The sequence below is a fragment of the Azospirillum oryzae genome (assembly GCF_008364795.1).
GTDB classification, from domain to species: Bacteria; Pseudomonadota; Alphaproteobacteria; order Azospirillales; family Azospirillaceae; genus Azospirillum; species Azospirillum oryzae.
In genome coordinates this window covers 133,796-154,675 of record NZ_VTTM01000008.1, presented here as the reverse complement: position 1 = coordinate 154,675, position 20,880 = coordinate 133,796, and the positions used below count along the sequence as shown (strand labels likewise).

General features: G+C 63.9%; 15 protein-coding genes and 1 pseudogene. 5 read left to right on the top strand and 11 right to left on the bottom strand.

Annotation, left to right across the window (positions count from 1 at the left end; translation table 11 throughout):
* Positions 1–53: 53 nt before the first annotated feature.
* Complete coding sequence (locus FZ938_RS20985; RefSeq protein ID WP_149200388.1) at positions 54–1,187, top strand: aromatic ring-hydroxylating oxygenase subunit alpha; 1,134 nt, start codon at positions 54–56, stop codon at positions 1,185–1,187.
* 75 nt (positions 1,188–1,262) lie between these two features.
* Here FZ938_RS20985 and FZ938_RS20980 read toward each other — a convergent pair whose 3' ends face one another.
* The 6 genes from FZ938_RS20980 to FZ938_RS20955 all read right to left on the bottom strand — a co-directional run bounded on the left by FZ938_RS20980 (position 1,263) and on the right by FZ938_RS20955 (position 6,944).
* Entirely contained in the window at positions 1,263–3,437 is a 2,175-nt protein-coding gene (locus tag FZ938_RS20980; protein ID WP_246457169.1) for a methyl-accepting chemotaxis protein, read from the bottom strand.
* A gap of 182 nt (positions 3,438–3,619) precedes the next feature.
* Positions 3,620–3,838 (bottom strand): hypothetical protein, encoded by a 219-nt coding sequence (locus FZ938_RS20975; protein WP_149200387.1) that lies wholly within the window; start codon positions 3,836–3,838, stop codon positions 3,620–3,622.
* A 145-nt stretch (positions 3,839–3,983) separates the two neighbouring features.
* Entirely contained in the window at positions 3,984–4,547 is a 564-nt protein-coding gene (locus FZ938_RS20970) for a GNAT family N-acetyltransferase (protein WP_149200386.1), read from the bottom strand.
* On the bottom strand, positions 4,544–5,533 hold the full coding sequence (locus tag FZ938_RS20965; protein ID WP_149200385.1) for an RHO alpha subunit C-terminal catalytic domain-containing protein: 990 nt from the start codon (positions 5,531–5,533) through the stop codon (positions 4,544–4,546). Before FZ938_RS20965 ends, FZ938_RS20970 begins: the two co-directional genes overlap by 4 nt.
* Positions 5,530–6,171 carry a Rieske 2Fe-2S domain-containing protein gene (locus tag FZ938_RS20960; RefSeq protein WP_149200384.1) on the bottom strand — a complete coding sequence of 214 codons (642 nt, stop codon included), beginning with the start codon at positions 6,169–6,171 and terminating at the stop codon, positions 5,530–5,532. Before FZ938_RS20960 ends, FZ938_RS20965 begins: the two co-directional genes overlap by 4 nt.
* 8 nt (positions 6,172–6,179) lie before the next feature.
* The gene (locus FZ938_RS20955) at positions 6,180–6,944 is read right to left on the bottom strand and encodes an SDR family NAD(P)-dependent oxidoreductase (protein ID WP_149200383.1); all 765 of its coding nucleotides are present in this window, start codon (positions 6,942–6,944) and stop codon (positions 6,180–6,182) included.
* Between the two features lie 243 nt (positions 6,945–7,187).
* Here FZ938_RS20955 and FZ938_RS20950 point away from each other — a divergent pair, with 243 nt between their 5' ends.
* Positions 7,188–7,439, top strand: coding sequence for a hypothetical protein (locus tag FZ938_RS20950; RefSeq protein ID WP_246457168.1), 252 nt, complete (start codon positions 7,188–7,190; stop codon positions 7,437–7,439).
* A 6-nt stretch (positions 7,440–7,445) separates the two neighbouring features.
* Here FZ938_RS20950 and FZ938_RS20945 read toward each other — a convergent pair whose 3' ends face one another.
* Entirely contained in the window at positions 7,446–8,420 is a 975-nt protein-coding gene (locus FZ938_RS20945) for an RNA-guided endonuclease InsQ/TnpB family protein (protein WP_174756979.1), read from the bottom strand.
* Between the two features lie 558 nt (positions 8,421–8,978).
* Positions 8,979–10,058, bottom strand: a complete 1,080-nt coding sequence (locus FZ938_RS20935) for a class I SAM-dependent methyltransferase (protein WP_211101132.1) — start codon at positions 10,056–10,058, stop codon at positions 8,979–8,981.
* A 537-nt stretch (positions 10,059–10,595) separates the two neighbouring features.
* Here FZ938_RS20935 and FZ938_RS20930 point away from each other — a divergent pair.
* Positions 10,596–11,009 (top strand): annotated as a pseudogene (locus FZ938_RS20930) (IS66 family transposase); the annotation flags it as partial.
* Between the two features lie 210 nt (positions 11,010–11,219).
* Positions 11,220–12,314, top strand: a complete 1,095-nt coding sequence (locus FZ938_RS20925) for a 3-oxoacyl-ACP synthase III family protein (RefSeq protein ID WP_149200380.1) — start codon at positions 11,220–11,222, stop codon at positions 12,312–12,314.
* A 10-nt stretch (positions 12,315–12,324) separates the two neighbouring features.
* Here FZ938_RS20925 and FZ938_RS20920 read toward each other — a convergent pair whose 3' ends face one another.
* From FZ938_RS20920 to FZ938_RS20910, 3 genes are all read right to left on the bottom strand, one after another.
* Entirely contained in the window at positions 12,325–14,436 is a 2,112-nt protein-coding gene (locus FZ938_RS20920; RefSeq protein ID WP_149200379.1) for a hypothetical protein, read from the bottom strand.
* Between the two features lie 64 nt (positions 14,437–14,500).
* On the bottom strand, positions 14,501–16,984 hold the full coding sequence (locus tag FZ938_RS20915; RefSeq protein ID WP_149200378.1) for a B12-binding domain-containing radical SAM protein: 2,484 nt from the start codon (positions 16,982–16,984) through the stop codon (positions 14,501–14,503).
* 284 nt (positions 16,985–17,268) lie between these two features.
* Entirely contained in the window at positions 17,269–18,924 is a 1,656-nt protein-coding gene (locus FZ938_RS20910; protein WP_149200377.1) for a PglD-related sugar-binding protein, read from the bottom strand.
* A gap of 242 nt (positions 18,925–19,166) precedes the next feature.
* On the opposite strand from FZ938_RS20910, the gene FZ938_RS20905 reads away from it, so the two are divergent.
* Positions 19,167–20,873 carry a carbamoyltransferase family protein gene (locus FZ938_RS20905; protein WP_174756976.1) on the top strand — a complete coding sequence of 569 codons (1,707 nt, stop codon included), beginning with the start codon at positions 19,167–19,169 and terminating at the stop codon, positions 20,871–20,873.
* Positions 20,874–20,880: the final 7 nt, after the last annotated feature.

The following is a 20,880-nucleotide window of genomic DNA, read 5'->3' as shown; positions in this document are numbered from 1 at the left end:
CGACCCGCTGTACCCTGGACCGGCCGGCGGGGCGCGGGCTACCCTTCGGCCCCATGGAAAGCGCCCTCCCCTTCGTCGCCGCCAAGGCCGTCCCCGGCATCGATCCCGCCGCCTACCACGACCCGGAGATCTTCCGGGCGGAGGAGGAGCGGGTCTTCCGCCATGCCTGGATCTTCGCCGGCTTCACCGACGACCTCGCCCAGCCCAACGACTATCTGACCCGGCGGATCGGCGGGCTGGACGTGCTGGTGCAGAATTTCGACGGGGAACTGCGGGGCTTCCGCAACGTCTGCACCCACCGCTTCGCCATGATCCACCGGGCGCCGCGCGGCAACGGCATGCTGCGCTGCGGCTATCACGGCTGGACCTTCGACCGCGACGGCGTGCCCTACGGCATCCCCGGCAACGAGGCGAATTTCGGCCTCGACCGCGAGGGCCGCTGCGGCCGTGCCCTGACCCCGGTGGCGGTCGGGGTGTGCGGCCGCTTCGTCTTCCTGCGGGTGGCGGCGGAGGGGCCGGACCTCGGCGACTGGCTGGGCGTCTATGCCGACGTGCTGCGCCATGCCTCGGAAATCTTCGTCCGCCCCTTCGACGAGCGGTCGATGGAATGGGCCGCCAACTGGAAGATGGGGGTGGAGAGCGTGCTGGAGGTCTACCACGCCGACCTCACCCACCCCATGACCTTCCGCAAGCTGGTGAAGGGCGACTGGCGCTGCGACTATGACGGCGCCCATTCCCGCGGCGTGACCGGGGTGTCGGACAAGAGCGCCCGCTGGTGGGACGGCGTGTCGGAGCGGCTGGGCTTCCGCCCCAGCCCGATTCTGCGGGACTACGACCACCTGCACATCTTCCCCAACCTGGAGATCGGCTTCACCCGCGGCGCGGTGATGAGCGTCCAGACCTACGACCCGCTCGGCCCCGACCGCTGCGCCCTGAACCTCCGCCTGTTCCTGGCCGATCCGGACGGCGCCCTTGGGGGAGATGCCGGAAAGGGCGGCCCCGCCGCCCGCCGGCTGATCGAGGAGGGCGCGCGCGATCTCAACGTCGCCCTGCTGCGCGAGGACCAGGAGGCGTCGGAACTGGCCTTCCGCGGCTGCCGCCAGACGGAGCGCCCCGCCCTGCTCGGCCTGAACGAGGAGCGCATCCAGCAGTTCCACGCGGTGTGGCGGGGGATGATGGGGGGCTGACGCCCACTCTTGCGGTGACGATCTCCTTCAGGAAGCGATCCGCCTGCGTTCACGTGATCGCCCCTGGTGTCAGGATCATGCCGCACGGATGGCGGTCAGGAACTGTTCCACCTCTCCGCGCAACCGGTCAGCCTCATGCGACAGTTGACCGGCCGCATCGAGCACGTCGCCGGCGGCGGAACCGGTCTCGGTGGCGGCGTGGCTGACATCGGCGATGTTGTTGGTCACCGCTTGGGTGCCGATTGCCGCCTGCTGGACATTTCGCGAGATCTCGCTGGTCGCTGCACCCTGCTCCTCGATGGCGGCGGCAATGGTGGTGGCGATTTCACTCATCGTCGCGATGGTATGGCCGATGCCGGTGATCGATGCCGCGGCGTTGCCGGTTGCCGTCTGCATCGAAGTGATCTGAGCGGCGATCTCCTCCGTCGCCTTGGCGGTCTGGGTGGCGAGGTTCTTCACCTCGCTTGCCACCACGGCAAAGCCCTTGCCCATTTCGCCGGCTCTCGCTGCCTCGATCGTGGCGTTCAGCGCCAGAAGATTCGTCTGGCTGGCGATGTTGGTGATGAGTTGGACGATCTCGCCGATGCGGTTCGCCTGTTCGACCAAACCGTTGACATGCTCGGTCGTCTGCTGCGCTTCTGCGACCGCCTGCTCAGCGATCCCGGTCGACCGGGCAACTTGTGTGCTGATCTCGGCAATCGAGGAGGTCAGTTCCTCCGTTGCGGTGGCGACGGTCTGTACGTTGCTGGACGCTTGTTCGGCCGCTGCTGCGGTTGCGGCAGCCTGCTGGTTGGTGTGGATGGCAGTTTTTGACATGCTCTGCGCCGTGGACTCCAGCGTATCAGCGGAAGCAGACACGGTGTGCAGAATGCCAGACACTGTCCTGTCGAAGTTGTGCACAAGTGTCTCAACCATCCCAGCCCGGCGCTCCTTGGCCCGACGCTCCTCGGCCTGTTCGGCTTCCAGGCGATCGCGCTCCTGGGCATGCTCCTTGAAGACGACAAGAGCCCCGGCAAGCCTGCCGATTTCATCGCCCCGGTCGCGGTATGGAACCTCGCCGGAGAGGTCGCCATCGGCGACCCGCAGCATTGCCATGGAAATCTCATGAATGGGGACGGCAACCCGGCGGCGGACGATGAGCGTGCCGGCGATGCCGAGCGCCAGGGCCAGCACCAGAAACGCGGCATTGATCGACAGCGCCGTGATCTCCTCGCTCTGATGCTGTGCCGCGCGGACGGCAAGGGCATCGAGTGTGGCATTGGCCACGGCGTCGAGGGTGCTCATCGAGCGATCGGCCAAGTCGTTCACGTCGTCCAGGCGCATCGGTGGCTCCTGGCCGGCGGTAACCGCCGTCAGAACCGAATCGCGGACTTTCAGGTAATCGGATACGTAGCTGCGCTCGGCCGCGGCAATCGCCGCCTTGACGGCGTCAGGGGTCGTTGGGCGCTGGGCCGCCTCGCGCACCGTGCGCCACGCCGCATCGAACTGGCCACGGGCAAGAGCCATTCGGATGCTGTCCTCCGAAGAAACCTTCTTCTGGAGCATTGCGCCGTCGAACAGCACACGCAGCGGTGTCGCCGCTTCACGGGCCGCCACGACCGCATCCTTCACGCCGATCAGTTCGGAGAACAGGGGGTCGAGCGCGCGCATCGGTTCCAAGAGGGTCGTCGATGATCGGGCGAGCAGGTCAATGGCGACCGTCGAACCGCCCATCCAATCGTCGACCAAATCCTTGCGGCGTTGGGCGACGGCGAGCTTCAAGGCCGCGTCCACTTCGTTACGCAGTGAATCGAGCCGTGCAATAGCGGCACGCACCTCGGCAGCGCCCAGGCCGGAGGCGCACTCCACCGCACCGCAGACGTTGGCAATAGCCTCGACGGCGACGGCTGAGGATTGTCGCACGCCCGGCAACTTCGCCACCATCGCGGCATCGGAACCCGGAGGCTGGAACAGCAACCGCCGCGTTCCGCCTCGCTCGAAGCGGATCGCCTGCATCGCCGAGAAGATGGTCCGCGACGCCTCGACTCCGGCTTGAACGCTTCGGCTGTTCGACAGCGTGCGCAGGGATGACACGGTGTCCATGCTGACGACCAGCACTAGAAATATGACGACGCTGCCAAACAGCATCAGCAACGTTGCGGTTATGCTTAGGCCATGTAGACGCTTCATCATATGAGCCACCATGTCTTCACGGAAGTGGGTCTTTCTTTCCGCTATTTTGTGACATGAACGGAAATAACTGTCCATCATATCCGAGTATTCTATTGAAGCTCTTAACTGTTCTATGTGTCGCACTTATGTGTGTTAAGTAATAAATAGAAAATCTCCCGAAGCGCTTGTTTCACGAACACAGAGATTTTCGACAATCGGTGCAGTCCGATCTGATGCTATCGACGTCGATGGAATCGGGCGGACGGACATTCCTGGGAACCTCATCGCAGGTTCTGTCCAGAAACTTCGCCGAACGGCGGCTTTCTGGAATGAAACAGGCATTCACCGAGTGATCCGAACGTGGGCGAAGGAAATCCACGGCGGCGTTGGTCCGGGGCTTCGAGCCGGTCCAGGCCGGCCAGCGTGCGTTCGATCCGGTCGACCATGATCCGCGAGCGCGTCCGCACAGGCCTCGACTCGGCAAGGATCAGCCCGGCCACCCAACGCTCACGGTCGACCAATGCCGCGAGACCGCCGTCATGCTGATATCGCCATGCTGACATCGAATGACGTCAGTCGCCGAGTTCTCCCGGCTTCGTCGCTTGGCGTGCGGCTTTGAACAGAGTCTGCGATGAGGCATTAGCCTCACCGCCACTCCCGCCCATCCATGTCCTGGTAGATGCGGAAGCGGTCGCGCACCGCCAGCCAGTCTTCGGCCAGCATCTCGAAGATGTGCAGGTCGATCTCCTGCCCGTCCTTCACCACCTGGCGCTTCAGAACGCCGACCGGGCGGTAGCCGATCATCGGCTGGCCTTTCAACAGGCGGGGGCTGTTGGTGCCCAGGATGTGGTTCACCACCTTGCGCAGCCCCAGCGTGAAGAAGACGTGGTTCAACATGTAGGCGAAGTTCAGCGGCGCCGCCCCCATCCGCCCCGCCCGCTCGCCCATCAGCACGCCGATGGTGGCGATCCGCCACTCCGGCTCGGTCACGGTGATGGAGACATGGCCGGCCGGCTCCCCGTCGACGCAGAGGATGCGGTGGACATAGTCGTCGCGCTCTTTACTGCGCCGCAGCCACGCCTTCTGCCGTTCCACGTCGTAAGCGACGACGCTCAGCATCTGGCCGGCGATGTCGGGACGGGTGCGCCAGTCGAGCAGCAGCCGGGCGTGCTCCTCCGTCGGCTCGATGAAGGTCAGGGCGCCGCTCATGCGGCCTCTCCCAGTTGCCGCAGCATCGCCTGATGGAAGTCGAGGATGCGGCGTTCGCGCCGGCCGTAGATGCCGGTGACGCCGGGAAGATCGGCGATGCCGGGCCGGCCCTGCTGCACCGCCTCGCAGACCGGGCGGTCCTCGGCGATCACGGTGCCGGCGGACTCGATCAGGTAGGCGGCGGTGGAGCGGTGGAAGGCCTGCTCGCGCGCCGTCTCCAGCCGGGTGGTGGGCAGGAACAGCTGCCATCGCAGGACCGAGGCGTCGGGGGCGACGGGATCGACCCGGTGCGGGATCACCGTCGCGCCGTAGAAGGTCGCCAGATAGAAGTTCGGGAAGATGAAAGTGTGGCGGTAGAAGGACTCGTCGGCGAAGCGGCGCATGCGCAGCTTGGCGTCCAGCTTCGCCCACCAGCCGGCGGTGCCGTCGGCCAGCAGCCAGCGGGAATCGCTGTTGGTGCCGTGGCGTTCAGTGACGAGGTGGCTCTGCCAGTCGGGATGCACCGCGGGGTGGATGGTGTCGGGATGGACGGTGGAACCGTGGAAGTCGTCCATCGTGTTCTCGACCAGCGCCTTCCAGTTGGCCTGGAACGCGATGCCGACGGGGGGCTGCGGGTTCAGGCAGTTGGCCGACATCATCGCCAGCCGCTCGCCGTAGGGCGCCAGATGCTCGGCCAGGGTCGGGCCGCCCTCTCGTGCCACGCGGGCGAAGACCAGGGCGCCGCAGCGGTCGATCTGCAAGGGCCGCACCCGTTCCCCGTCGCGGCAGATGCCCTCCATCGCCTCGCCGCGGCGATGCAGTTCGAAGCGCAGGCCGGCCATCTCGGCGGTCAGGAGGTTGGTGTCGTCGAACACGCCCATGTAGAGCCAACAGCGGCCGAAGACCTGCTCACGCTCCTGGGAGAAGGCTTCTTCGGTCCAGAAATGGCTGTGGGGAAGGAAGGCGCCGGCCTCGGGAACGATGCTCTGGACGGGATGCGTGCTCATGCCGGCAGCTCCGCATTGGTCGTAATGGGGGCGTTGGCGGGATGGAAGGTGACGGTGCGGGAGAAGCGCCGGTCGGCGCCGGGCGGGGCGGCGCTGTGCAGTAGCAGCGCGCCGTTTGGCGCTAGATGCAGGCGCAGGTTGGCGGTCTCGATCGTCTCCCAACCGTCCTCCGGCTCCACCGCGTCGCCGCGGCGGGGGAAGGCGTCGGACAGGGCGGCCAGCCGGGCGAAGAGGCCGCTTCCCAGTTCCTCCTCCAGCGACGGGCCGTCGCTGGCCACCCGGACGAAGACCAGCCGGCCGCAGCGGGCCAGCGAGGCCGGGTGCAGGGCCAGCCGGCGGCGTCCCTCGGCCTCCAGCTGGAAGTCCGTCGGGTTGAAGGGCAGCCCCACCGGCACGCCGTCGGCGTCGAAGCTCCAGCCGTGATAGGGGCAGCGCAGCGGGCCGCAGCCCGACGGCTCGCCATGGATCACGGCGAAGCGGTGGGTGCAGACGTTGCGGAAGGCGACCACCCGCCCCTTGATGTTCTGCGCCACCAGCGGCACCGCCCCCACCCGCGTGGTGACGAAGGCGTTGGGGCTGGCAAGGTCATCCGCCATGCAGAGGTGGAACCAGCGGCTTTCGGGAGCATCGTTGGACATCGCGGCCCTCAGGCGGTGCGGCCGCCGTCCACCGTGACGATGGACCCGGTCATCCAGCGGCTGGTGTCGGCGAGCAGATAGGCGATCATGTGGGCGATGTCGTCGGGATGGCCGAAGCCCAGCGGCTGCAGCGTGCGCAGATGCTCGTACTGTTCGGCGGTCAGCTTCTGCTTGCCGCGCTCGATCAGCTCGGTCTCGACGATGGAGGGGACGACGCAGTTGACGCGGATGCCGTCGCTCAGCAGCTCCACCGCCAGCCCCTTGGTGGCGGCGATGATGCCGCCCTTGCTGGAGGCATAGACGACGTTGCCCGGCGAGGCCGCCGTGGCGGCGGTGGAGGAGATCAGCGCCATCGCCGCCCGGTCTGCATGGCACCCCTTCTGCCGCAGCCCGCGGGCGAGCGCCAACGCGCTGCCCAGATTGGCCCGCATCACCTCGTCGAAAAAGGCGGCGGAGAAGATGCGGATCGGCCTCAGCGTCTGGATGCCGGCGCAGTGCGCGATGCCGTCGAAGGGCGCGTCGTCGGCGCACAGCCCCTTCACCCAGCCCGGCACGGATTCGAGATCCAACAGGTCGAAGGGGGCGATGGCATGGTCATCTCCCTCGAGTTTATCGGCGGTCCCGGCCAGCCGTTCCTCGTCGCGGCCGTTCAGCACCAGCCGGGCCCCCAGCTTCGCCAGCACCACCGCCGTCGCCCGGCCGATCCCGGCCGACGCCCCGGTCACCAGGATGCGGCGGCCGGTCAGGTCCATGGGGTTGTAGGCGGCTGTCATGGCAGGGAAATCCGGTTCGGTGGAGTGTGAGGCAGGGACCATAGCACGATGGCCGGCCGACATCAGCGCGTCCGGGGCTGCGGCCTTTTGGTGCGGGGCGCTGCGCCCGTTTCCCAATCGGCAGCAACGGCGTCGTCGATGCCGGCCCCTTGGCAAAGCACGCTATTATAATGGCGTATTTTATTCGAAAAAGCCTGTATGAACAATCCATTAAAGTGGAATGCTTCTCTGAGGCAAGGTGCCATGGGCGACGGTGCAAGCCTGACTGTCCAGGTCCATCATCACGGTGCTTCGCATGATGCCGCCGATCTGGCGGTCACCGATACCAGGGTCGGGCTCCGCTCGGCCACCCGGCTTGGGTACGACCCTTTCTATTTCATCAGCTTCGGCAATGCAGAGTTTACCGCTGGCCGGCCGGTGACCGACTGGCGGACGGTGTCGGTGCGCGACCGGGTCGATGTGACAACTCTGCCCGCCGAAGCAGGCAGCTTCTGAGGCAAGCTACGCCGCAACCGGCACGCTTGGCGCCCCAAGGCCGTGTTCCGGCCCCATTCGTGAGACGGCCTTTTGCAGGATGACCTTTGCCGCCGCAAGGTTCCGATCCAGCACGCATCCGCACTCACAGTGGTGCGTGCGGTCGGAAAGCGTTTTGGCGGCAACGGCCCCGCACTCCGGGCAGGTCTGAGAGGTTCCGCGCGGATCGACGACTTCCACCCGAACACCAGCGTTCGTAGCTTTGTATTCGAGAAACAATCGAATTTGGCCCCACGCGGCGTTGTAAACCGCCTTGGCGAACATCGACCGGGCCAGACGGTCAACGCTCAGGTCTTCCAAGGCAATGAAGGCGTAGCGGTCCACAAGCGAGCGGGACAGTTTGTGCAGGATGTCGCGGCGGCGGTTGGCCGTGGCCGCGATGTGACGGGCAAGGTTCCGCCGCACCTTCGCGCGACGCTTGCTGTTCCGCTTGCATCGCGAAAGCGCCCTCTGGAGACGGCGCTGCTTCTTAGCCGCACGCTTCGTCCACGGCAGCGTTTCGAACGTCTCGCCGTCCGACGTGGCAATCAGGCTGGACAGGCCAACATCGATGCCGACCGACGTGCCGTCGCGCTGCTGAACCTTGCCGTCCGGCACCGTGACCTGAAAGCAGGCGAACCAACTCCCGGCGGAGCGGGAGAGAATGGCCGCGCCGACCTTGACGCCGGCAGGAAGGTCACGGTGCCAATTGACCTTGATCTCGCCGGGAATGCCGGTGATGCCAAGGCGTTTGGATTTGCGGATCGTCACCCCATCGCCAACCCGGAACTCTGCGCTATCGAACAGGCTCTTGGCGCGAAAGCGCGGGAACCCGGCCTTGCCCTTCGCCTTCAGGCGACGGAAGAAGGCGGAGAACGCCTTGTCGAGACGGCGGAGAACTCTTCGCGAAGGACCCGGTGATCGCCCGCGCCTTCGCCGCCTACGGCGAGCTTGCTGCGGCACTTGCGGCCCTGCCGGCAAGCGGTACCAGGCCAGAGGACGGCGATGCCGCGCCGTAAGCCGCCCAGCCGAATGGACCTGGTGGAGGCACGCCACAGCCTGCTCCGGGCGGCCGAAGGGGGAGATCTGCCCTGGGCCGAAGGGGTATGGGCCATGCGCCGCTGCTTCGGCATGACCCAAGCGGAGTTCGGGCGGACCTTCGGCCTCACCACCCGGCAGGTCTCGCATTGGAGACCGGGGCCGCCAACCCGACGGTGACGACGCTGGAGCGGCTGGCCCGGCCCTTCGGACTGACCGTCGGCCTGATCCCGGAGCTCCCTGCAAGGGAACCTGGCGCAAAGGAGCCGGGTCGGTGACGGCGGGGCCATCTCCACAATCGATCTTCCGGAAACCAACTTCGTTTCGCAGGATGCCGATTACGTGCTCCCCGCGACCGCCTGCATCATGCCGCACCGGCCGGGTTTACCGACTGGTGCTGCGGCCTTCGACGTGCCGCTGGGCGGATCGACGGCCCGCTACGCGCTGGTGCTGCTATGGAGGCCGACATCTGACGGAGCGACGTCACGCTTTGGACGGCCCGAGCATCTGGTGGATGAAGACCGTTTCCCCCAACCGGTATCCATGATCGACCAGAACCGACACCGCATCAATGTAGGAAGGGCCGCGGGTGTAGTCGTAGGCGATGACGACCTGATCGTGGCCGACGGCCTCCTCCGGCGTCGCCTTTAGGGAAGCCTCCCTCAGTCCCAGCCGCCGCGCCATCGCCCGCCCGCGCCAATCGCGGCCGACCACCGCGACCGTCGCGCCGGGCCGGATGCCGCCCAGTCGACAGGTCGCGGCCCCCTTGACCGCCTTCAGGGACAACGACGTCGGGTAGAGTTCGGCCAGCCCCAATCCGGCGGAAGCCATCGCTTCGATGTAGTCCTCATAAGATAAAGAAATGTCGTAGTTGGGGACGCCAAAATACTCACGACACTGATCGAAAATCCCGCGGAACGATTTCTGGAAACTGAATGGGAAATGCCGATGGTACCAGAGTCGCGGGGCTCCGAAATGCAGGCCGTAGGAGGCCTTCTGCAACAGGGTCTGCCCCAGGGCGGCCGCCGAGGTCCGGGCCGGATGCCCCACGGTGTACCGACGCAGTTCCTGCGATAGGCGCAGACGGTCGCCGTTGAAGAAGGCGTTGACCATCACCGCTCCTCCGGGGCGTAGGAAATGGGCGACGGCTTCGAAGGATCGCCGCAACGATTCATCCAGATGGGGCATGACGCCCAGGCAGAGGATGGTGTCGAACGACGCCGGCTGGAGCCTTTCCCGCAGACCTTCGAGCGGGCTCCGTACCAATGTCGCGCGCCCCGGCGGCAAGGCTTCGGCGATGCGGTCGATCGCCGATGTCGGCTCGACGACGACATATTCCGTCGTACTGGCCAGCATACCGTGTTCCTCGAGCTGGAGCGTCACCCGCCCCCGCCCCGCCCCGATCTCTAGAACCCTGCGTCCGGCGAAAAGGGCGGGATCGTCGATGCCCATCCCGCGGAGATAGGCTTTTCCGGAATATACGGAGGTCCGTCCCGGGGACAGGAAGGTTTCGCCCTTGAAGAAGCGTTCGTAAAAGCCGACGCCATCCGCCGCGCGAGACATCATCACTCCCATATGCTGGAGATCGGAGGATCGGGCGCGCCACCTTCGGATAGGCCCCGGCGGGTGCCCGCGCCGTCCCCGCCAATCGGGTCCGGTATCATAGGTCATATAGTATCCCATGCTCGATGTCCCGCTGATGGCACGGGTGAACCGGATGCCGAGCCCAGCCGGCACGAACAACGGATACGGCAGAACGAAATTGGTCACATTGTCAGCGATGCTCGTCGCTGAGTTGAACGCGATGGGTTGCTTTGTGGTATCCAGGGGGGGGATGGCGGGGCACAAGTATCCGCGTACAGTGCACAAGCCCCGGCCATGATTATATACATGTACAGGGTCTTTACCCGAATTCCCGTCATGTTCGATGCTGGCGCGACGATCTGATATGTCGTGGATCTGGAGTATTGACTGACTGATAACAGAATTCCAGTCGTAAAGATTGCTTCCTTCCCCTTGTCCGGTCGAAGGTGTACGTAACTGCTCATGGGGCTGGTGAAATAGATTGCGCCACCTCGTTGAATATGATTCAACGTTTGGATGGAGAAACCGCCGCACTACGGCCTGAGTGATGCCGAAAAAGACGCCCTGCTTTTGGAGCAGGCGGCGTTGATCGAGCGATTGGCCGCTCGGATCACGGAACTTGAGGCCCTGGTCGGCAAGCCGCGCAAGACGTCGTCGAATTCCCACACCCCGCCATCGCAGGACGGTCCCGGCCGCCCCAGTTCGAAGGCAGCGGCCAAGTGTCGGCGCAAGCCGCGGGCATCCCGCTCCGGTGTGTCGCATCCGCTGAGCGAGGAGCCGGACAAGACGGAGCGGCGTCTGGCCGAGGTCTGCCCCTATTGCGGGACGGCTGTAAGGGCGACGGCCCAGTGCTGCCGGCACCGTTACGATCTTATCGATCTCCCTATCATCCACCCGGTGGTGACGCGGGTGGAGTTGTCCGGTGGCCGCGGAACAACAGTATTGCGAGTCTCACCGCGGTTTCATCGATAATCCTTCAGGATCATACGAAAGCCACTCATAAACCGGTCACGCCCTCCTCCATTGTCCGGAATCAAGGATCTGGAAACCAATCCGGCGCCACTCTGCGCTATGGTGCCGGCCACCGTATTTCCGAAGAGGCCCCCGCCGGGCCGTGAACACGCGAAGGACAGGACAGCCATGAAAGCCATCATCGACGGCATCCGGATCGCCGGCCTGCGCGCGGTGGTGCCGCCCCAGCGCCATTCCTTCGTCGAAAATCCGGGCATGTTCACGGTGGAGGAGGCGAAGAAGCTGGCCGCCACCATCGGCGTGCAGGAACGCCGGGTGCTGCTGCCGCCCTATTGCGCGTCGGACCTCTGCCTCGCCGCGGCGGAAGGGCTGATGCAGCAACTGGACTGGGATCCGGCGACGGTGGAGGTTCTGGTCTTCGTCTCGCAGGACGCCGACTATGTGTTGCCGGCGACCGCCTGCATCATGCAGCACCGGCTGGGGCTGCCGACCAGCGCCGCTGCCTTCGACGTGCCGCTGGGCTGCTCCGGCTATGTCTACGGTCTGTGGATCGCGGCGAAGCTGCTGGGCGGATCCTCGGCCAAACGGGCGCTGGTGCTGTGCGGCGACAACCCGACCCGCCACCTGCACCCGGAGGACCGCGCCACCCTGCCCCTGTTCGGCGATGCCGGATCGGCGACGGCGCTGGAGGTCGACGCTGCCGCCCCGCCCATCCCGGTGGTGATCGGCACCGACGGCGCCGGCGCGCCACACATCTTCGTCAAGGCCGGCGGCAAGCGCCATTGCCTGATCCCGCCGGTCGGCACCGCCGGCCGGATCGCCGACGAGGAAGCCGCCGCCCAACTGGAGCGCGATTCCCGCCTGACGCTGAACGGGGCGGAGGTGTTCTCCTTCACGCTCCGCGCCGTGCCGCCGCTGCTGCGCGAGGCGATGGAGCATGCCGGCACCGACGTCGACGGCATCGACCGCTTCGTCCTGCACCAGGCCAACGCCTTCATGCTGGAGCATCTGCGCAAGCGCGTGAAAGCGCCGGCGGAGAGGTTTGTCATCGACATGCAGGGCTTCGGCAACACCAGCTCCGCCTCCATCCCGCTGGCGATCTGCCACAGCATGGGCGCGCAAGTGGCAGCCGGGCCGGTGAAGACGCTGATGGCCGGCTTCGGCGTGGGCTGGTCCTGGGGCGCGATGGTGGCGGAGCTGGGGCCGATGCCGGAGCCACAGGTGGTGGATTTGCCGGAGGGCTATCCGGTGCTGGCGGTGTGATGCACGGCGGTCAGGGACGTCCGTCGCCGTCGTCCCTGACCGCCGGTGCAGCCAGTCCGGCGATATCGTGCAGAACGGCCTGGTTATGCTCGATCATCGCTTCCCGCAGGTGCTGGGCTCCGGCCGCCAGTGCCGCGTGATCGGCGGCGGTTATGATGTCGGCAAGCCGGTGTTGGTCCGCATGCGAGACGACAAGGCCCGCGCCATGGCGCCGAACCAGATCGGCCATACTTTCCCACCCCTCATCCAGGATCTGCGGCAAGCCGGCGAAGACGTAGCCGGTGAAACGCTGACCGACGATGATGCGGGCGTCCGGATTGTCTTCCTGCGTGGCATCGCGGTAAAGCCAGCCATAATCGAACTGACCGGCCAGTTCGACCAATGCCTCATAGGCGACACAGCGGTGATAGCGCAGAGCGGGGGTGGAAAAGCGCTCCAGATAGCCACTGAACAGATAGTCCATGGCGCTCCCCTCATGAAGGTAATTGTAAAGCGCAATCTCGAAGCGGCCGGTCGCCGCGAGCGCTTCCAGCAGGGGAAGGAAGTTGTAGTCGCAGAGGCTGACATCCAAAAGCTCCGGCCTCGGCAGAATGCCGGCATAGAGAATGCGGATGGGACGTCCCGGCGAAGGAGGGGGACGTGATGGTGGCTGAGCCGCCTTGCCGGCATAGAAGACGCGATACGGTGCGGTAAACCGCTCTAGAAAAGGCTGCCAGGACGGGCCGGCGCGCTTGGAAACGATCAGGTCGCTGTGGCGCATGCTGTGCCGTTCGGTCGCTCTGCATGCGGCGACCGCTTCCGGCGACCGTTCCATCCAGCCGAAAAGCATCTGGTCGCTCAGCAGGCTGGCGAAATCGTACAGCTCATGGATCAGTCGGGCTTGCGGGGCCATCCGGCGGATGACGTAGCCCAGCAAGTTGCTTCCGACATGAGTCCGCAGATAGATCGTTGCCGGACGAACATGCCGGATCACGGCGTCCAGCAGGGCATAGGAATGCCGAAGGTCGATGGTGCGGTAGGTCCGGCTGGCGACGAAAGGGTCGGTCGGGTCGAAATGCAGCTTGACCGTCTGGTCGGGAGGAAGCGCTTCGGCCAATTCGGCATCCGAAACGATGCTCCATTTCGCCGGTCCGATGACCAGGTTCCGGATCCCGCCATCCAGCGTCGCAAGCGCGGTGGCGACCGATCGGATGAGCACCCGGGCGAGATAGGCAGGGCTGGAATAAACCTGGAACAATCGTTCCAACGGCACGCCGTGGCGCAACAATGCCTCGACCATGTCCAGTTCCCAGACCGGATGGGCAACGACGACATGATCCACATCGGCCTGCCGCGCTGCCAAGGGGGGAAGCAGCGGATGGCTGCGGAAGGTTCCCGTGCCGGAAGCGTTGCGGTCGAGTACGGCCAGGACAGTGACGTCTGGCCGGTCGGCGAGGACATCGAGCAGGCGCGCCGTGTGGGTGCCGGCTCCATAGATCATGATCCGGCCGCCCGGAAGATGGTCACGCACAAAATCCAGGGCTGCCGCTTCGTCGCGCGGCGCCCATTGGGCAGTCACGGTCCGATGGACATGGGCGTCCAGGCCATTCAAGTCCTCGCCGGACTCCGATGTCCCTTTCGACACAACGTCGTACATCAGCCGGGTGACGGTCGAGCGTGGCGGTGTGCGCCGGACTCGGCCATTCCCGTCCCTACAGACGATGTCGGGGACGCCCGACGGATCCTGGTTCTGGGCCAAAGCGTCGCAAAGCCGGATAAAGGCGTCTTCACCCACGCCAACGACTTCGATATCCGGCCCGTCAGGATCGGAAACGCCTGTCATGACTCCGTCTGACCGGGCGATCCCGACGATGCCGGGCCTGACCTGCCGAGCCGTCCGGAAGATACTCCGGGTGAGAAGCGTCGGCAGTTCGGCAGCGATGGTGCAGATATCGGGCATTGTGGCGCGGACGGTCCGCGCCACAATTTCCGATGCATCGGCCCCATGTCCAAGGTCGAGACAGAAAACCCGGTGTCCCGCCTCCTTCAGAGCGCAGGCCAGAAGCCCGATGTTCGAAAGGGTTTCGTGAAACGGCCCTCCTGAACCTTCGCCGATTTCCGCGGTTACGATCAGGACCCTCATGGCCGAGGGAACTGCTGGCATGGCCGTCTGGGCTTCGTCATGTCTCCTTGTCACGGCGCACGGGTCAGGCTGAAAGCCTTTCTTTGGCTTCGCTGGTGTAGGCGGTGAAATCGGGATTGGAGTAGACGGAGAACAGCTTCTCCGTCGACATTCCATGGCTGAGCAGAACCTCGATCATGTCCATTTCCCAGAGTGGGTGAGCCACGACGATCCAATCCGCCTCGCCAGTCACGGCCCAATTGGGCGGGCGCAGGGCGCAGCCCCGGAACTCGCCGGTGAGGGAGGCGTTCCGGTCGAGCACCGTGGTCACGGACACGTCGGGCCTTCGCTGTGCCAAGGCATCCATCAGCCGCGCCGTATGCGTTCCCGCGCCATACACCATGACGCGTCCGGCGGGAAGACGGGTGCAGACGAAGTCGAGGGCAGCGGCCTCGTCGTGCTTGGCGGCCCTGGGATGGGATAGATGGCCACTGGGATAGCGGTGAACCGTGTAGTCGCCGTTCTCCTGCCTTTTCTGCAAAGCCTTCACTTCCAGAGCGGCGATGTCCGGGAACTCGGCCTCTCCCTTGCGCTTGCCGCCACACCCGCTGTCCTCGTTCTCCAGACGGCGTGGCGGCGGAGTTTCCGAGTAGGAGGTACAATAGGTGGCATAGTCCTCCTCGGTCCACTCCCCGGCTTCCAGCGCGGCAAGCTTGCGCGCGGCATCAGCATTCTCAGGGGCGAGCAGAAGGGCTTGCCGGTAGTGCAGCAGGGCCAAGCCGATCGACCGCTCCTGGACCATCAAGTCGGCGAAGAGCACATGGCATTGCGGTTCATAGGGGTTTTCCTGAACGGCCGCTCCGTAATGGCGGACCGCCATCGGGCGGTCGCCTGCCTCGGCATAGAGGCGCCCCAGTTCGACCTGGGCCGGCCAGTACCAGGAGCCGCGCGTAATGATCTGCTGCAGGGCCACCTTCCGATCCCCGGCATCGGCGAGTGATTTCGCCTGGGCGAAGAGCCCGTCGAGTTCGGGGAGCACATAGTGGTCCTCGAACTTGACGCGGTTCGCGTTCTCGATGTCGAAACGGCTCAGGCACCCGCGGCAGGTCAGGCGCAAGGAGTGCTTGAACTCTGTCGAGTTGAGCAGGACGCCCCGATAGTCGTTGTGATGCTGGCAGCGTGGGCAATCCCAGGCGATGCGATGCAACTCCTTGCGAACCGGATCAGGTTCCGGCTCCTTCTCGAAGATGGTGGCCTTGGCAAGGTTGAGGAGCGAGGATTGGGCTGTCCATATCTTTGTCGACAGGATACTGAGATCCTCGTCGTTCATCTTCGAGATGTTCAGATCGACGAATTGGCTCTCGATGTATCCAACGCGGTTGGTGATCAGGCCGTCACGCACTGCTTCGATGTAATCGGGGCTTCCGGGATAAACCTGAAGACGGTTGATGTTGACCATGTAACGCCGGTTGTTTGCCCACCAGTCGAGAGATTCATTGGCGGTTTCCAGCGTCTCGTTCGTGTCGCCAAAAATAAGGTTCCCTTGGATTCCGATCTTCTTATTATAGGTGGATTCCATTACCAGGGAAATTCGTTCCTTCTTTGATTTCTTCTTCATGCTGATGAGGATATCTTGGCTCATGCTCTCGATGCCGTAACTGATGTACGTGCAGCCGGCATCCTTCATCGCATCAAGGATATAATTGTCCGCGACGTTCACATGGAGTTGGACCATCCATTGCAGCTTGTAAGGCTTGATCCGTTCACAGAACTCCAGAAGCCGCTGGCGTTTCAACGAGAACAGCTCGTCGATGACCGCCACCATGTTGATGCGGTAGCGCGCAACAAGATGGTCGAGTTCCGCGAAGAAATCGTCGAGGGGACGCTCCCGGTAAACCTTGCCGGTGGGATGGAAGCAGAAGGTGCAGCGGTAAGGGCAGGAACGGCTGGTGATCATGTCCACCGAGCGTGGACGGTCCATGGTGTGGAAGAAGTAATTGTCCGTGGGGCGTTGAAGATCGATGATCTCCCCGAACCCGAATCCCTCGTAATCCGGCCAGGCGATGCTTCCCAGATCCATGATTGCCGGGCGCGGGATGGTGCGGCGAATGGCGCCCTGCGCGTCCTTGTAGACGATGCCCATGACGCTGGACAGGTCGCGTCCGGTTTCCAGGGCGTCGCACAGGTCGACGATGGTCTCTTCGCCTTCGCCGATGACGCCGGCGTCGATGTCCATTACCATCGGTCCGGCTTCGGGGTCACTGCTCAGGCAGCCGCCGCCGGCGATGTTGATGATAGAGGGCCTGGCACGGCGGGCGGCGGCGAAGATGTCCCGGACCTTGGGCAGGAAGGGCGACAGGCCACCAGTGGCGCAGACGTCGGGGTTGATGGCGCGAACCGTCTGCTCGACCAGCACCACCGGATCCTCGCGGAACTGGTTGCAGTTCAAGCAATGAACTTCATGACCCGCCCGCTTCAGGGCCGAGGAGATGTAGCCGAGGCCGAGAGGGAATTGGTAGAAATCTCCGGGAGACTCCGTGAACTTCGGCGCAACGATCAGTACCCTCATGGTCTTGAAGCCTCCTAGCGTTGACGCCCATCGCACCTGCGACGATGTTCGCGTCCCACCCCTTCCGCCGACATATATAGCATTCGTACAATGATTCGGTTGTCGCCCGCTGGACGATCACACCAAAATCTCTGCATAAGGCGACTCGAATGATCGGAATTTTTTAACACGCGCTTCATCTCATGTCCAGAACCACAGCCAAGCTTTGCGAAGCGTAATCAGGACATGGTCAGGACACGGCGAGGAGAGTCCATAATACCCATCAGTTATAGGGTCATTTCTCTTCAAGGACTGACGGCTGCTTTGCCGACAAGCTGGCAAAGCAGTTCCTGGGTCGCCTCGTTGTGCCGCCACATATATTCGCGCAGTCGTGCCGTACCATGCAGCAAAGCCTGATAGTCGCAATCGCTGATGGCCCGCAGCACCTTGTCTGCATCGGCATCCTCGATCACCAGCCCGGCCCCGTATTCGGCGACCAGATCGGCGATGAAATGCCATTCGGCATCGACGATCGTCGGCAGCCCTCCATAGACATAGGCACTGAAGCGGTTACAGATCACCACCTGCTGATCGGCCAGATCCTGCTCGCGCGGAGGAAGGCAGAGCCAGCCGAAATGGTATTTTTGCATCCGACGTATCAAATTGTCGAATGGAATGCGCCGATGATAGGTTATCGGCGGACCGGGATAACGCTCCATATAGTCGCGGAAGGACGGATCGTTTATCTCATAGGCATGGCTTGAGTTGAAAATATCGATGGTGACATCGGATTTTGCGGTCACCTCTTCCATCAAAGGAAGAAAATTGTAATCCGACCGCATGTAGATACGGAAATGAGGCGGGACCTGAGCCCCGGCATAGAGAATGTGGATCGGCCCGTCTCCAGGGCTATTGCGGGTCGACTCATCCCAATCCACGCTTCCTTTGGAACCAATCCCCGGATAGACGAACAGATAGGGTGCACTGAACCCCTCACAGGCTTTGTTCCATTCGCGTCCGGCGCGCTTGGAAACGATCATCTGGGAGTCCTGACAGCTAAAGTAATTGGCCAGCCGCATCAAATCGATCAACCTGTCGCCGGCGTTGATTCCCAGTTTGATCCAGTCCTCCGGGATCAGCGGGAAGAAGTCATAAATCTCGTGGATCAGCCGTGCGTTCGGAGCCGCGCGACGAATCGGAAAATAGAAAAGTTCGAACTCCTGGGCGGTGCTCAGATAAATGGTCTTGGGTTGCAACGCTTTTACGATGCGGGCGGCCAAAGCCGCGCACCCCTGGGCGTCGATGGTCCAGAAAGGGCTGGCGGCAACCGTCGACTTGGCCGGGCCGATGTGAATGGCCAGTGTGGTTTCGGGAGGAAACAACTCGACCAGGACCGAGTCCGGAACGACCTCGTGAATGCCTGAACGGACGATGACGTGATCGAACCGGCGGCCGTCGAGACGCCTTTCGATCCTGGAGAACTGTTCGGCCACGGCCGTGGCGATGAAGTCGGAGTCGGAATAGATCGTACGGATTTTGGCCGCCGGCACGCCCAGTTGCCGCAGCCGGTCCACCATCGTGGCTTCGATCCGCTGATAGGAAACCAGGACATAGTCGAAATCCCGCTCCACGATCTGTTCAGGCGGGAGAACCTCATAGCCGTGGAACCTCTTCAGCCGTTCGGCATCGCGATCCAGGAAGCCCAGAATCTCCAAGTCGTCGCGGCGATGCAGGATATCGATGATGTTTTCCGAGTGCAGCCCGGCGCCGTAGACGTAGATGCGGCCGGGTGGCAGGTGGGTCCGGATGAATTGCCGGGCGATGCCTGTGTCGCGCGGACCGCCAAAATACTCTTCCACCTCATCGGCCAGTTCCAGTGTCTGGCGTGCCCGGTCAGGGCCGAGCAACGGCCTGACCACGCTCCAGAAATCATCCGGGAAAGACAAGGTGTAAAGCTCCATCTTGAGTTGATTGCGACACGCCGGTAAGCGTCCGCAACAGTGGGATCGTGGCGGCGAAAGGCTAAGCAATTCCTAATTCCACGCTTCCGTTCCGGTTGCGTGGCCCCTTCGGGCCGGAGGCGTGGGGGAATGGCCGCGTAAATTAAGAATCCTTGAACACTTGCGCGCGAAGGTCGGATAACGTTTCGCCACGTCCCCTCCCCGGCACGGTGCCTGGACTGGGACGGCACGAGGAGAAAGCGTTGATCGTCATCGGCATTCACAACACCGGGATATTGAGTTCGGCCGCGCTTGTGGTCGATGGAAAGCTCGTCTTCGGGTGTGCCGAGGAGCGCCTAGATCGACGCAAGCATTCCAAGTATTTTCCTCATCTGGCGATCGGTCGGGCGTTGGGCTGGCAAGGTTTGACGTTGGCTGACGTCGACGTGTTCGCCATCGGCTGGAATCCGGCAATCAATGTAGCGGGGCGCTATCGCGCCGGCTTTTCCGAATGGCCTGCTTATCCGGGGGAGCGGTTTTCCGCCAACCCCAATCACCTGCTGCCGCGGTTGGGCGGGGCGCCCCATGTGGCCACCGACCAGATCTTTCATCGTGAGGGCGGGAAGCCGATCCAACTGACATACGTCTCCCATCATCTGGCCCACATGACGGGCGCCTATTGCCTTTCGGGATTCGATGAGTCGGCGCTGTTCTCGTGCGATGGCTATGGGGAGCGGGATACGACCATATGGGCCGTGGGGCGTGGCAGCGACATCCGCATCCTCAAGAGGATCGAGTTCCCTCATTCGGTGGGCAGCTTCTATTCGGCGATCACGGAGTTCCTCGGGTTCCGGCCGGATCTTGACGAATGGAAGGTGATGGGGGCGGCGGCCTATGGCGACCCGGAGCCTTACCGCGCGGCGATGGAGCGCATGATCCGGTTGGCTCCGGATGGAGGTTTCCACCTCGATTTGGACTTCTTCGATCACTTCAACTTCGACACGGCCGGATATCTGACGCCGGCCGCACACCGTCTTCTGGGCCAGCCTCGGCGTGGCGACGAGGCGATGGAACAGCGTCATTTCGACATCGCTGCCGCTGCCCAGGCCCGGTTGGAGGAGGTTCTGCGCTGGGCGTTGGACTGGTTGCGCAAGGAGACCAACTGTCCCCGGCTTTGCCTCTCCGGCGGCGTCGCCATGAATTCCCTGTTCAATGGACGCTTGTCGCTGGACGGCCCGTTCGACGATGTCTTCGTGCCCTTCTCACCGGACGATAGCGGGAACAGCATCGGGGCGGCGTTGTGGGTCGCCCAACGGGCAGGCGATCCTGTTCGCGACCAAGTGATCACGCCGTTTCTTGGAAGTTCCTACGACGATAAGGCGATCACCGAAGCCATTGGGCGCTGCGGGCTGGTGTCGACCCGGGTCGACGCCCCTGCCGGCGCCGCCGCGGAGTTGCTGGCCGCCGGGAAGATCGTCGGCTGGTTCCAGGGCCGCATGGAGTTCGGGCAGCGCGCGCTGGGCGGTCGGTCGATCCTGGGCTCTCCGCTGGATCCGGACATGAAGGACAGGCTCAATTCCGCCGTGAAGTTCCGCGAAGGATTTCGTCCGTTCGCGCCGGCGGTGCGGGCGGAGGATGTCGGGCGGTTCTTCGAGGCGCCGGCCGGAACCCGTGTTCCCTTCATGGAAAAGGTGTTGCCGGTCCGGGCCGAGCGGCGGCGGGACATCCCGGCCGTCGTCCATGCCGATGGAAGCGGGCGCGTGCAGACGGTCGAACGGGATGACCATCCCCTTTTCCATGACCTGATTACGGCTTTCGGCACGCTGACCGGCGTTCCGGTTCTGGTCAACACCTCGTTCAACCTGAATGGGGAACCGATCGTCGAATCGCCGGCCGATGCCATCCGAACCTATGCGACGTCGGGGATGGATGCGCTCATGCTCGGCAGCCATCTGTTGTCGAAGCGCTAGGGGAAGG

What these genes read in the sequence shown, in the direction of transcription:
- FZ938_RS20985 (WP_149200388.1), top strand. Translation starts at nt 54, where the DNA reads ATGGAAAGCGCCCTCCCCTTCGTCGCCGCCAAGGCCGTCCCCGGCATC.
- FZ938_RS20980 (WP_246457169.1), bottom strand. Translation starts at nt 3,437, where the DNA reads ATGATGGACAGTTATTTCCGTTCATGTCACAAAATAGCGGAAAGAAAG.
- FZ938_RS20970 (WP_149200386.1), bottom strand. Translation starts at nt 4,547, where the DNA reads ATGAGCGGCGCCCTGACCTTCATCGAGCCGACGGAGGAGCACGCCCGG.
- FZ938_RS20965 (WP_149200385.1), bottom strand. Translation starts at nt 5,533, where the DNA reads ATGAGCACGCATCCCGTCCAGAGCATCGTTCCCGAGGCCGGCGCCTTC.
- FZ938_RS20960 (WP_149200384.1), bottom strand. Translation starts at nt 6,171, where the DNA reads ATGTCCAACGATGCTCCCGAAAGCCGCTGGTTCCACCTCTGCATGGCG.
- FZ938_RS20955 (WP_149200383.1), bottom strand. Translation starts at nt 6,944, where the DNA reads ATGACAGCCGCCTACAACCCCATGGACCTGACCGGCCGCCGCATCCTG.
- FZ938_RS20950 (WP_246457168.1), top strand. Translation starts at nt 7,188, where the DNA reads ATGGGCGACGGTGCAAGCCTGACTGTCCAGGTCCATCATCACGGTGCT.
- FZ938_RS20935 (WP_211101132.1), bottom strand. Translation starts at nt 10,058, where the DNA reads ATGTCTCGCGCGGCGGATGGCGTCGGCTTTTACGAACGCTTCTTCAAG.
- FZ938_RS20925 (WP_149200380.1), top strand. Translation starts at nt 11,220, where the DNA reads ATGAAAGCCATCATCGACGGCATCCGGATCGCCGGCCTGCGCGCGGTG.
- FZ938_RS20920 (WP_149200379.1), bottom strand. Translation starts at nt 14,436, where the DNA reads ATGAGGGTCCTGATCGTAACCGCGGAAATCGGCGAAGGTTCAGGAGGG.
- FZ938_RS20915 (WP_149200378.1), bottom strand. Translation starts at nt 16,984, where the DNA reads ATGAGGGTACTGATCGTTGCGCCGAAGTTCACGGAGTCTCCCGGAGAT.
- FZ938_RS20910 (WP_149200377.1), bottom strand. Translation starts at nt 18,924, where the DNA reads ATGGAGCTTTACACCTTGTCTTTCCCGGATGATTTCTGGAGCGTGGTC.